At 66.4% G+C, this 10,769-nt stretch carries 11 protein-coding genes; 6 read left to right on the top strand and 5 right to left on the bottom strand.

Annotated features, from left to right (window positions below; genetic code table 11):
• From IBX53_RS12245 to uraH, 3 genes are all read right to left on the bottom strand, one after another.
• Positions 1-704, bottom strand: a 704-nt coding sequence (locus tag IBX53_RS12245; protein WP_290909608.1) for a GntR family transcriptional regulator, incomplete at its 3' end; no start/stop codon positions are given.
• Between the two features lie 133 nt (positions 705-837).
• Complete coding sequence (locus IBX53_RS12240) at positions 838-2,037, bottom strand: urate hydroxylase PuuD (RefSeq protein WP_290909606.1); 1,200 nt, start codon at positions 2,035-2,037, stop codon at positions 838-840.
• 87 nt (positions 2,038-2,124) lie between these two features.
• A complete protein-coding gene (gene uraH, locus IBX53_RS12235) occupies positions 2,125-2,478 on the bottom strand; it encodes a hydroxyisourate hydrolase (protein ID WP_290909605.1) in 354 nt (117 codons plus the stop codon).
• Between the two features lie 153 nt (positions 2,479-2,631).
• Between uraH and uraD the strand changes: the two genes are divergently transcribed.
• From uraD to IBX53_RS12220, 3 genes are all read left to right on the top strand, one after another.
• Positions 2,632-3,159 carry a 2-oxo-4-hydroxy-4-carboxy-5-ureidoimidazoline decarboxylase gene (gene uraD / locus IBX53_RS12230; RefSeq protein ID WP_290909604.1) on the top strand — a complete coding sequence of 176 codons (528 nt, stop codon included), beginning with the start codon at positions 2,632-2,634 and terminating at the stop codon, positions 3,157-3,159.
• Positions 3,160-3,427: 268 nt separating this feature from the next.
• Entirely contained in the window at positions 3,428-4,816 is a 1,389-nt protein-coding gene (locus tag IBX53_RS12225) for a nucleobase:cation symporter-2 family protein (RefSeq protein WP_290909602.1), read from the top strand.
• Between the two features lie 132 nt (positions 4,817-4,948).
• Entirely contained in the window at positions 4,949-5,572 is a 624-nt protein-coding gene (locus IBX53_RS12220) for a phosphoribosyltransferase (protein ID WP_290909600.1), read from the top strand.
• Positions 5,573-5,698: 126 nt separating this feature from the next.
• On the opposite strand, the gene IBX53_RS12215 is transcribed toward IBX53_RS12220, so the two are convergent.
• The gene (locus tag IBX53_RS12215; protein WP_290909599.1) at positions 5,699-6,055 is read right to left on the bottom strand and encodes a phasin family protein; all 357 of its coding nucleotides are present in this window, start codon (positions 6,053-6,055) and stop codon (positions 5,699-5,701) included.
• A gap of 131 nt (positions 6,056-6,186) precedes the next feature.
• The gene (locus IBX53_RS12210) at positions 6,187-6,894 is read right to left on the bottom strand and encodes a glutathione S-transferase N-terminal domain-containing protein (protein WP_290909598.1); all 708 of its coding nucleotides are present in this window, start codon (positions 6,892-6,894) and stop codon (positions 6,187-6,189) included.
• Between the two features lie 149 nt (positions 6,895-7,043).
• Between IBX53_RS12210 and IBX53_RS12205 the strand changes: the two genes are divergently transcribed.
• The 3 genes from IBX53_RS12205 (at position 7,044) to glcD (ending at position 10,635) form a co-directional block, all read left to right on the top strand.
• Positions 7,044-7,256: a hypothetical protein gene (locus tag IBX53_RS12205; protein WP_290909597.1), complete on the top strand. Its 213-nt coding sequence runs from the start codon at positions 7,044-7,046 to the stop codon at positions 7,254-7,256.
• Positions 7,253-8,953 carry an L-lactate permease gene (locus IBX53_RS12200; protein ID WP_290909596.1) on the top strand — a complete coding sequence of 567 codons (1,701 nt, stop codon included), beginning with the start codon at positions 7,253-7,255 and terminating at the stop codon, positions 8,951-8,953. The genes IBX53_RS12205 and IBX53_RS12200 overlap by 4 nt, the downstream gene beginning before the upstream one ends.
• 176 nt (positions 8,954-9,129) lie before the next feature.
• On the top strand, positions 9,130-10,635 hold the full coding sequence (gene glcD / locus IBX53_RS12195) for a glycolate oxidase subunit GlcD (protein ID WP_290909595.1): 1,506 nt from the start codon (positions 9,130-9,132) through the stop codon (positions 10,633-10,635).
• Positions 10,636-10,769 lie beyond the last annotated feature (134 nt).

The raw sequence follows: 10,769 nt of genomic DNA, 5'->3' as shown, positions 1-10,769 counted from the left end.
GCCTCCTCGGTCTCTTCGATGATGGAGAGCGAGGCCTCGATGGCCTTGAGGTGGCGGCCCATGAAGGCCGCGGCACGTTCGCCGTTGCCGGCCTCCAGGTAGCCGATCAGGTCGTCGTGGTCGTGGGACTCGCAGCCCAGGTGGCCGGCGTTGCCGTAGACGGCGAGGATCAGCGAGGAGCGCGAGCAGAGCCGGCCGACGAAGTCGGCCAGGGTGGCATTGCCGGAGATCCCGGCCAGGCGGGCATGGAAGGCGGCGGAGAGCTTGATGGCCGTGCTCTGCTCGCCGGCCCTGAGCGCCTCGCGCTCGCCACGCGCCATGTCCCGCAGCTCCCGGACCTCGGTCTCGGTGATGCGCCGGGCCACCTCGGGCATCAGGCCGCACTCGATCATCTGACGGGCATCGAAGACGTCCTTGGCCTCGTCGGCGGTGGGGCGGGTCACGCTGGCCCCGCGCCGGGGCGTCAAGGTGACCAGCTGCTCCAGTGCCAGGCGCTGCAGGATCTTGCGGATACCGGTGCGGCTGACGCCGAACACCTCGGAGAGCGCATCCTCACGCAGGCGAGCACCGGGCTTGAGGCGATGCTCGATGATCGCATCGCTGATCGACCGGTAGATGGCCTCGTGGCGCTCGGCACCGTCACCATCCTTGCCGCGGCGCGGGGCGGATGGCCGATGTTCGGGCTCGGGCTGGCGCTGATTCATCCTGACATACCTCCCTCCCGTCGCTGATGAGGTTCATTGTATACGCCGGATGACCCCTGATACGACTAACCGACACGCCCTGACCCGCCAGGGACGGGTCAGGGCGAAGGGCAAGGGGCCGGAACCACTGCCGTCACTGCGACCAGGCGGCGATGGCCTCGCGCTCCTCGTCGGTCATGCCGGTCATGTTGCCGAGCGGCATGTAGCCGCTGGCCACCACCTGCTGGATCTGGGCACGCTGGGCGGCGGTCTGCTGCGGGGAGTCGTAGGCGACCCCGGCCGGCGGCGCGTTGAAGCCGGGCTGGGTCGGCTGGCTGGCGTGGCAGGCCGCGCAGCGGGTCTCGACGATGGCCTGGACCTCCTCGAGGCTCACCGCGGCACGGTCCGGATCGGCGGCGGGAGACGGCGCAGGCGCGGCGATCCAGAACGCCAAGGCGATCAGCGCCACCCCGGCCGCCGGGTAGGCGGGCTTGATGCTGCCGGCGTGCATCAGCACGAAGAACTGGCGGATCAGTGCGCCGGCGAAGATGAACAGCGACATGATCACCCAGGCCTGCTCGTGGGAGTAGGCGAAGGCGTAGTGGTTGCTGATCATCAGCAGCACCACCGGCAGGGTGAAGTAGGTGTTGTGCACCGAGCGCTGCTTGCCGCGCTTGCCATCCAGGGGGTTGGGGGCCTCGCCCGCCTTCATGGCGGCGACCATGCGGCGCTGCCCGGGGATGATCCAGAAGAAGACGTTGGCGGACATCGCCGTGGCCATCACCGCGCCGGTGATCAGGAAGGCGGCGCGGCCGGCGAAGAGCTGGGTGCTGAACCAGGCCACGATGACCATCATCACGGCCACGGCGATGCTCAGCAGGCCGTCGCGGGTCATGTCGGGGCTGATGCGCTTGCACAGCTCGTTGTAGACCACCCAGCCGCCGACCAGGAAGAGCAGCGCCAGCACGTTGGCCTGCCAGCCGCTCATGTTGGCGGCCCACTCCCAGCTGGCATTGGGGTTGACCAGGTAGAAGCTCGGGTTGGCCATGTAGAGCAGCACGAAGAGCGCAAAGCCCGACAGCCAGGTGGTGTAGGACTTCCAGAACGACCAGTGCAGGTCATCGGGCAGCTTGGCCGGGGCCGTGGCGTACTTCTGGTTGTGGTAGAAACCGCCGCCGTGTACCGCCCACATCTCGCCGAAGACCCCCTTGTCGCGATCCTCGGCGGCCTTTGGTTGCTTCAGGCTGTTGTCCAGCATCACGAAGTAGATCGATTCGCCGATCCAGGCGATGGCCGCGATGACGTGCAGCCAGCGCAGCATGAAGTTGGCAAAGTCCAGCAGATAGGCTTGCATCAGGGGATGCCTCGACTCATTGCATTGTTGTTGATGACTGGCAACCAGCCCTGGTCTGAAAGATTGGCGAGCGCCGCCAGCGCTTGGCTAGCTGCCGCGGTAGGTGGAGTAGCCATACGGCGACAGCAGCAGCGGCACGTGATAGTGCGCCTCGACATCGGCCACCCCGAAGCGCAGCGGGATCACGTCCAGGAAGCGCGGCTCCTCGGCCTCGATGCCCTGCCGGCGCAGGTAGTCGCCGGCGTGGAAGACCAGCTCGTACTCGCCGCGACTCAGGTCGTCGCCCTCGAGGATCGGTGCATCGCAGCGCCCGTCGTCGTTGGTGACAACTTCCTTGAGGCGCTCTCGTCCCTCGCCCGCGAGGCGGTACACCTCGATGCGGATGCCCTGGCCGGGGCGGCCCTGGGCGGTATCAAGCACATGGGTAGTCAGGCGTCCCATCTTCACTCTCCTGTTGGTCTCGGTGAATGGTTTCCGGAAGGTCACGGATAGCAGTGAAAACATTTTTAGACGTTTATGGAGTACATTTCAAAATATTTTTTGTATACATTAGGAGAGAAAGCCCCTTCGAACACCGCCATCGGGAGACCGACCATGACTGACAGCACCCTGACACCGCGCCCCAGCCAGCTGGACAAGGCCGCCTTCGCGGCCGCCTACGGCGAGATCTACGAGCATTCCCCGTGGGTTGCCGAACTGGCCTGGGAACGCGGACTGGACCCGCGCCACGACACCCCCGCGGGCCTGGCCGAAGCGATGGGCCGGGTCCTCACCGAGGCCGAACCCGAACGCCAGCTCGCCGTGATTCGCGCCCACCCCGACCTGGCCGGCAAGGCGGCGCTGGCCGGCACCCTGACCGACGACTCCACCCGCGAGCAGGCCGGCGCCGGCCTCGACCAGTGCAGCCCCGAGGAGCTGGCCCGTTTCGAGCGCCTCAACGGGGCCTACAAGGCGAAGTTCGGTTTCCCCTTCGTGATGGCGGTGAAGGGCAGCGACCGCTTCGCCATCCTCGACGCCTTCGAGGCGCGCCTGGAGAACACGCCGGAGCAGGAGCGCCGTACCGCCATCGAGCAGATCAATCGCATCGCCCTGTTCCGTCTGCAGGCGCGCCTGGCGGGCTGATCGCCGACCCCGCGGCCCGACCGCGGGGGTCCAGCCCCTTCATGAGCCACTCCCAAAAAACCGACCTATTGGTCAATCTCTGCCCCTCAAAACATTGATATTAAAGATTTCGCCATAAATGAACACAGTAATTACGGCATAATGTCTTTCATGATCTTTATTATTGTGTACATTTAGACCATAGGATTGGCCTCAATACCCATAACAACCGGCCGACTCCACGACCCGCACGCCAGCACCGACAACAACCCAAGCTGCGAGCCCGACCATGACCAGATCCCGTTCCGCCCCCCATCCCGAGACGAACCCCACCCGCACCATCAACCGCGACCCGGACGCAATGCCGCCGCTCTCCAAGGCGATCCCGCTGGGCCTGCAGCACATCATGGCGATGTTTGCCGGCAACGTGACGCCGCCCATCATCATCGCCGGCGCGATCGGCGCCGCCACCGGTGAGACGATCTTCCTGATCCAGGTGGCACTCTTCGTGGCCGGGGTCTCGACCCTGATCCAGACCATCGGCATGGGCCCCATTGGCGCCCGCCTGCCCATCGTCCAGGGCACCAGCTTCGGCTTCCTGCCGGTGGCGCTCCCCCTGGCCAACGCCTTCGGGCTGGCCGCCGTGCTCGGCGCCTCCTTCATCGCCGGCCTGCTGCAGATCGTGCTGGGGGCCTTCCTCAAGAAGATCCGCCACTGGTTCTCGCCGGTGGTCACCGGCATCGTGGTGCTGCTGATCGGCATCACGCTGATGCCGGTCGGCCTCAACTACGCCGCCGGCGGCGTGGGCTCGCCCGACTTCGCCTCGCCCACCAACCTGCTGCTGGCGCTCTTCGTGCTGGTGGTGTGCATCGCCGTCCACCAGCTGGGCCGCGGCTTCGTCAAGGCCTCCTCGATCCTCTTCGGACTCCTGGCCGGCTACCTGGTGGCCATCGCGCTGGGCATGGTGGACTTCACCAACCTGCGCGAGGCGGCCTGGTTCGCCGTGCCGAGGCCGCTGCAGTACGGCATGGAGTTCCACCTCACCGCCATCGTGGGCATGGTGCTGATCATGTTCGTGGTGGGCCTGGAAACCATCGGCAACATCTCCGCCATCACCACCGGCGGCGCCGGCCGGCCGGCCAAGGATCGCGAACTCTCGGGCGGCGTGATGGCCGACGGCGTGGCCACTTCCTTCGCCGCGGTCTTCAACACCCTGCCCAACACCGCCTATGCCCAGAACGTGGGCCTGATCACCCTGACCGGCGTGGTCAGCCGCCACGTGGTGACCATCGGTGGCATCCTGCTGATCTGCATGGGGCTCTTTCCAAAGCTGGGCGGCCTGGTGGCGGCCATGCCCCATGCGGTGCTGGGTGGTGCCGGCGTGGTGATGTTCGGCATGATCGCCTCGGCGGGCCTCAAGATCATCCAGGAGTGCGAGCTCGACCAGCGTGCCATGCTGATCATCGCCGTTTCCCTGAGCCTCGGCATCGGTCTGCCGGCCGTGGAGGCGATCTCCGAGACCATGCCCGGTCAGGTGGGGCTGCTGCTGAAGTCAGGCCTGGTCCCGGCGGCGCTGGCCGCCCTGCTGCTCGACGCCATCCTGCCCGGCAAGCCGAAACGTCAGCGCGGCGGCGAGGACGTCGAGGCCGAGGCCAGCAAGGCCGAGTCCAACGCCTGACGCCCCGACCTCGCCTCCCCTGTCCGCCACCCCCAGACGCCGCCGGTGACCCCGGCGGCGCGCTCGTCTTCGCCTGCCCGCCGGGCCCACCTCGGCTAGACTCTTCCCTGAGATAACCGTGGAGGAAGTGCCATGTACCGCGACCGACTCGACGCGGCCAGGCGCCTGGCCGAAGCCCTGGCCCATCTCAAGGGCGAAAACCCCCTGGTCCTGGCCATTCCCCGCGGCGGTGTGCCCATGGGCCGGGTGATCGCCGACGCCCTGGAGGGAGAGCTGGACGTGGTGCTGGTGCGCAAGATCGGCGCGCCCGGCAACCCCGAGTACGCCATCGGGGCGGTCAGCGAGGACGGCAGCGTGCAACTGGAGGAGCAGGCCAGGCAGTGTCGGCATGAGTGGCTGGCTCGCGAGATCGCCCGGCAACGCGAGCTGATCGACGAGCGCCGGCGCCGCTATACGCCCGTACGCTCGCCCATCGACCCGACAGGGCGGGTCGTGGTGGTGGTGGACGACGGCATCGCCACCGGGGCCACCATGGCCGCCGCCCTGGCTACCCTGCGCCAACGCGCTCCGGCCCGGCTCATCGCCGCCATCGGGGTGGCGCCGCCAGATACCCTGGCACGGCTCGAGGCGCTGGCCGACGAGGTGGTCTGCCCCGAGGCCCCTCCCCACTTCCGCGCCGTGGGCCAGTTCTTCGCCACCTTCGATCAGGTCGATGATGCCGAGGTGGTCCGTCTTCTCGGTCAGGGACGGCACTGACGGCGTCCACCGGGCCGGGGCCGACGACGACGAGGTCAGCAACGACGGGGCCAGCAAAGACAAGGGCCGCCCCACGTCGGGGCGACCCTTGCTCATCCTGCGGCCGACAGAGGCCGGCGCCGGCCCTTACTTGGTGGCGGCGGTCGCGGACTTCATGCTCTCCTCGACCAGTTTCTGGCTCTTCTGCAGGTAGTCCTGGCCGAGTCCGGAAAGCTTCTCGGCATCCGACTTGAGGTGATCCCCCAGGTCCTGGGCGACCTTCTGCTGGTCCTCCATCACCTTCTTGAGCCCCTCGGCATCACGCACGTCGATCCAGGCGCGGGCCTGGGCCAGGCCGAACTCGGCGTAGCGGCGCGTCGCCTCCAACTGAGCGGCCATCAGCTTCTCATAGTACTCCAGGGTCAGGGAGCCATAGGCGCGTGCCGGCTCGACGAACAGGCCCTCGAACTTCTCGGTGGCCTTCTGGGTGGTTGCCTTGGTCATGGAACACCTCCGTCTATCTTGGGGAGACAGGACATCTTGCCCTGCGCTGCATTGCAACATAGCAGGGGGTTTTGTGCGATGCAACATGACGAAGGACCATTCTGCTCATGCCGCCCGTCGCTCCCTGAGCGTCAGCGGTAGGCGCCCTCCACATCGGTGATGCGCATGGCTCCGCGACCAAGACCATCGTGCTGGTCGAGCATGCGCTCCAGCCAGCCATGGACGGGGTCGGCGTTGGAGACCAGGTCGGCGCTCGACACGCAGCGAGCCCACATGAAGCTGCCGAACACCAGATAGTCCCCTGCCGCCGGTGCCTCCCCGTCGATGAAGTCGGCCTCCTTGAGGCGACCTCTCAGGGGCGCCAGGGCGGCATCGAGCTGGACGAGCCCCTTGGCCGGGGAATGGAACTCCTCCAGGGTCCTGCCCAGGCGCTGCTCCCGGGTCTTGCGAAAGTAGTCGCGGTCGTCCGGATGAATGGCATTGAGCAGGTCCATGATGATGGTACGCAGCATCGCCGGCTGCAGGGAGCGCTCCGCGTAGTGCTTGAGGAAGTTCGCTCGCCCCTCGGCCAGGGCATCGCCGAACAGCGGGGACTCGGGATAGGCGCGATCCAGATAGCGCAGGATGGCGTAGCTGTCGGTGACCGTCTCATCACCGTCGACCAGCACAGGGACCTTGTCGTGATCGGCGAAGGCCAGCGCCGCCTTGTCATTGAAGCGCAAGGGGCGGGTCTCGACCTCCAGTCCCTTGTGGGCCAGGGCGTAGCGGACCCGCCAGCAGAAGGGCGAGAAGCGCAGCCCCTCATCGATGCCGCATAGATCGTAAAGCACCCGTGTCATGACGTTCTCCCGTTTCAATCGGCGTGTGCGATGCAGTGTGCCAGCCTTTGGCTGGCCCCGCCATGCGGCTTGCCCCAACTCGGCTGGGCGCCGTCGCTTTGTCTATTAGTCTATAGCCGGGAAGCAGCCTTTCTCTCCATATCTGGAGCATGCTCGAACAAACTGTTGTTAGAAAAGACATTTTTTATTTCATGCGTTTCAGAACCAATGTATATATTGGTAATACCAATTTTCCACCGCTGGCGAATCAACGCTATCAGGGCTTATCTTTCGCGCATCCGCCGCGCCCCCGGCAGGCGGAGTCGCGCCACTACATTGCAGACAACACCATCACAATAGTCGAGGGGAAACCTGCCTCATGAATAACACCCTACTTGCACTGCTGGCCTTTACGCCTCTGGTGCTGGCCGGTGTACTGCTGATCGGCTTCCGGATGCCGGCCAAGACCGCCATGCCGGCGGTCTACGTGGTCACCGCCCTCATCGCCCTGCTCGCCTGGGACATGAGCTTCAACCGGGTACTGGCTTCGACCCTTCAGGGTCTGATCCTCACCGTGTCGATCCTGTGGATCATCTTCGGTGCCATCCTGCTGCTCAACACCCTTAAGCACTCCGGCGGCATCACAGCGATCCGCAACGGTTTCTCGGGCATCAGCCCTGACCGCCGTGTGCAGGCCATCATCGTCGCCTGGCTGTTCGGCTGCTTCATCGAGGGCGCCTCCGGCTTCGGCACCCCGGCCGCCGTGGCCGCGCCGCTGATGGTGGCACTCGGCTTCCCGGCACTGGCCGCGGTGGTGGTGGGCATGATGATCCAGTCCACCCCGGTCTCCTTCGGCGCCGTGGGTACGCCGATCGTGGTGGGCGTCACCGGTGGCATCAACCGCGATGGCATCACCGAGGCGCTGGAAGCCGGCGGCTACACCTGGCTGGAGTATTTCCGCCTGATCGCCGCCGAGGTGGCCGTGATCCACGGCATCGTCGGCGTCCTGATGCCGCTGATCATGGTGGTCATCATGGTCAAGTTCTTCGGTGCCAACAAGTCGTGGAAGGAGGGCCTCTCCATCGCCCCCTTCGCCATCTTCGCCGGCGTCTGTTTCGTGGTGCCCTACATGCTGGCCGGCGTGCTGCTCGGCCCGGAATTCCCGTCGATGATCGGCGCCATGGTCGGCCTGGCCATCGTCGTGCCGGCGGCCCGCAAGGGCTTCCTGATTCCCAAGGACGTCTGGGACTTCCCGGACAAGAAGTCCTGGCCCGACGAGTGGATCGGCAAGCTGGAAATCAAGCTGGACGACATCGCCGGCAAGGCGCCGATCTCCACCCTCATGGGCTGGATTCCCTACGTGCTGCTGGCCGTGATCCTGGTGGCCTCACGTACCATCGAGCCGTTCCGGAATGCACTCACCTCGATCTCGTTCGGCTGGAGCAACATTCTGGGTGAGGCCGGGGTCTCCGGTGCCATCCAGCCGCTCTACCTGCCGGGTGGCATCCTGCTGATGGTGGTGCTGCTTACCGCCCTGCTGCACCGGATGCGCATCGGCGAACTCGGGGCCGCCTTCAGCGAGTCCTCGAAGACCATTCTCGGCGCCGGCTTCGTGCTGATCTTCACCATCCCCATGGTGCGGATCCTGATCAACTCCGGCGTCAATGCGGCGGACCTGGTCTCCATGCCGGTGGCCATGGCGCAGTTCGTCGCCGACGGGGTGGGCGGCGTCTATCCCTTCTTCGCCCCGGCCGTGGGCGCCCTTGGGGCCTTCATCGCCGGCTCCAACACCGTGTCCAACCTGATGCTGGCCGATTTTCAGTTCAACGTGGCACAGCAGTTGGGGCTCTCCACCGCCCTGATGGTGTCGCTGCAGGCCGTGGGCGCGGCGGCGGGTAACATGATCGCCATCCACAACGTGGTCGCGGCCTCCGCTACCGTGGGCCTGCTCGGCCGCGAGGGTGAGACCATCCGCAAGACCATCCTGCCGACAATCTACTACCTGGTCTTCACCGGCATCATCGCGCTGGTGGCCTTCTATGTGATGGGTATCTCCGATCCGCTGATGCGGGCGGGATGATGGCAGGAGGATGACGGACTTCGGGCCTCGCCGACTCTCGGCGGGGCCCGATCATTTCGCGAAATGAGAAGAGCATAAACCGATCCGATGAAAAAAGTTTCCATGGTTTTTTGGAAACTTTTTTCATAGAATTGGTCACTACACTGAAGTGATGCCCCTCTCGCTCAGGAGTCACCATGAATACCCACTTCGATCCAAGACTCGATGGCGGCCAACCCGGGTGTGATCAGTCCGAGGTACTGGCCGACCTCCGGCAGGCCCTGCCCGGCATGACCCTCCTGCACCGCGAGGAGGACCTGCGCCCCTTCGAGTGCGACGGTCTCTCCGCCTATCGCGCCCTGCCGATGCTGGTCGCCCTCCCCGAGACCCTCGAGCAGGTCGAGACCCTGCTCAAGCGCTGCCGCGCCCTGCGGGTACCGGTGGTGACCCGCGGTGCCGGCACGGGCCTCTCCGGCGGCGCCATGCCGCTGGAACACGGTGTGCTGCTGGTGCTGTCGCGCTTCAATCGCATCCTCGAGATCGACCCCGAGGCTCGCACCGCCCGGGTCCAGCCCGGGGTACGCAACCTGGCCATCACCGAGGCGGCCTCCCCCCATGGCCTTTACTATGCCCCGGACCCTTCGTCGCAGATCGCCTGTTCCATCGGCGGCAACGTGGCCGAGAACGCCGGCGGCGTTCACTGCCTGAAATACGGGCTCACCGTGCACAACGTCATCAAGGTCGAGGTGCTGACCATCGAGGGCGAGCCTATGACCCTGGGGTCGGAAGCCCTGGACGCGCCCGGCTTCGACCTGCTGGCGCTGTTCACCGGCTCCGAGGGCATGCTCGGCGTGGTCACCGAGGTGACCGTCAAGTTGCTGCCCAAGCCCGAGACCGCCAAGGTGCTGATGGCCAGCTTCGACGACATCGAGAAGGCCGGCAACGCCGTGGGGGCCATCATCGCCGCGGGCATCATTCCCGGCGGCCTGGAGATGATGGACAACCTGGCGATCCGCGCCGCCGAGGACTTCATCGGCGCCGGCTACCCGGTGGAGGCCGAGGCGATCCTGCTCTGCGAGCTGGACGGCGTGGAGGCGGACGTGGACGACGACTGTCAGACCGTGCGCCGCGTGCTGGAGAAGGCCGGCGCCACCCATATCCAGCAGGCCCGGGACGAGGCCGAGCGGGCGCTGTTCTGGGCCGGGCGCAAGAACGCCTTCCCGGCGGTGGGCCGCATGTCGCCGGACTACTACTGCATGGACGGCACCATCCCCCGCCGCGAGCTGGCGCGGGTGCTCAAGGGCATCGGCGACCTGGGCGAGGAGTACGGCCTGCGGGTGGCCAACGTCTTCCACGCCGGCGACGGCAACATGCACCCGCTGATCCTCTTCGATGCCAACCAGCCGGGTGAATTCGAGCGCGCCGAGGCGCTGGGTGGCCGCATCCTCGAGCTGTGCGTCGAGGTGGGCGGCACCATCACCGGCGAGCACGGGGTGGGCCGCGAGAAGATCCACCAGATGTGCGTGCAGTTCAGTCCCGGCGAACTGGCGACCTTCCGGGCCGCCAAGCGCGCCTTCGACCCCGACGAGCTGCTCAACCCGGGCAAGAACATCCCCACCCCGGCGCGCTGCTCCGAGTTCCGCCTGACCAAGAGCGCCGGCGATGCCCCCGCCCCGACCCGGGCCCGAGAGAGCCAAGGCTGAGAGAGTTCGATGACATGGTGACCACTCACGACACCCCCCAACACGACATCCCGAGCCATGACGCCAGCGAGCCCCTGGCGGAGCGCGTCCGTCGCGCCGAGGCCGAGGGCACGCCCCTGCGCATCGTCGGCGGC

The sequence above is a fragment of the Halomonas sp. genome (assembly GCF_014859505.1).
GTDB lineage: Bacteria > Pseudomonadota > Gammaproteobacteria > Pseudomonadales > Halomonadaceae > Halomonas.
The sequence above is the reverse complement of the archived record's forward strand: the minus strand, read 5'-3'. Positions and strand labels throughout refer to the sequence as shown.

Coding starts and splice junctions, on each gene's coding strand:
- IBX53_RS12240 (WP_290909606.1), bottom strand. CDS start 2,037: ATGCAAGCCTATCTGCTGGACTTTGCCAACTTCATGCTGCGCTGGCTG.
- uraH (WP_290909605.1), bottom strand. CDS start 2,478: ATGGGACGCCTGACTACCCATGTGCTTGATACCGCCCAGGGCCGCCCC.
- uraD (WP_290909604.1), top strand. CDS start 2,632: ATGACTGACAGCACCCTGACACCGCGCCCCAGCCAGCTGGACAAGGCC.
- IBX53_RS12225 (WP_290909602.1), top strand. CDS start 3,428: ATGACCAGATCCCGTTCCGCCCCCCATCCCGAGACGAACCCCACCCGC.
- IBX53_RS12220 (WP_290909600.1), top strand. CDS start 4,949: ATGTACCGCGACCGACTCGACGCGGCCAGGCGCCTGGCCGAAGCCCTG.
- IBX53_RS12215 (WP_290909599.1), bottom strand. CDS start 6,055: ATGACCAAGGCAACCACCCAGAAGGCCACCGAGAAGTTCGAGGGCCTG.
- IBX53_RS12210 (WP_290909598.1), bottom strand. CDS start 6,894: ATGACACGGGTGCTTTACGATCTATGCGGCATCGATGAGGGGCTGCGC.
- IBX53_RS12205 (WP_290909597.1), top strand. CDS start 7,044: ATGCTCGAACAAACTGTTGTTAGAAAAGACATTTTTTATTTCATGCGT.
- IBX53_RS12200 (WP_290909596.1), top strand. CDS start 7,253: ATGAATAACACCCTACTTGCACTGCTGGCCTTTACGCCTCTGGTGCTG.
- glcD (WP_290909595.1), top strand. CDS start 9,130: ATGAATACCCACTTCGATCCAAGACTCGATGGCGGCCAACCCGGGTGT.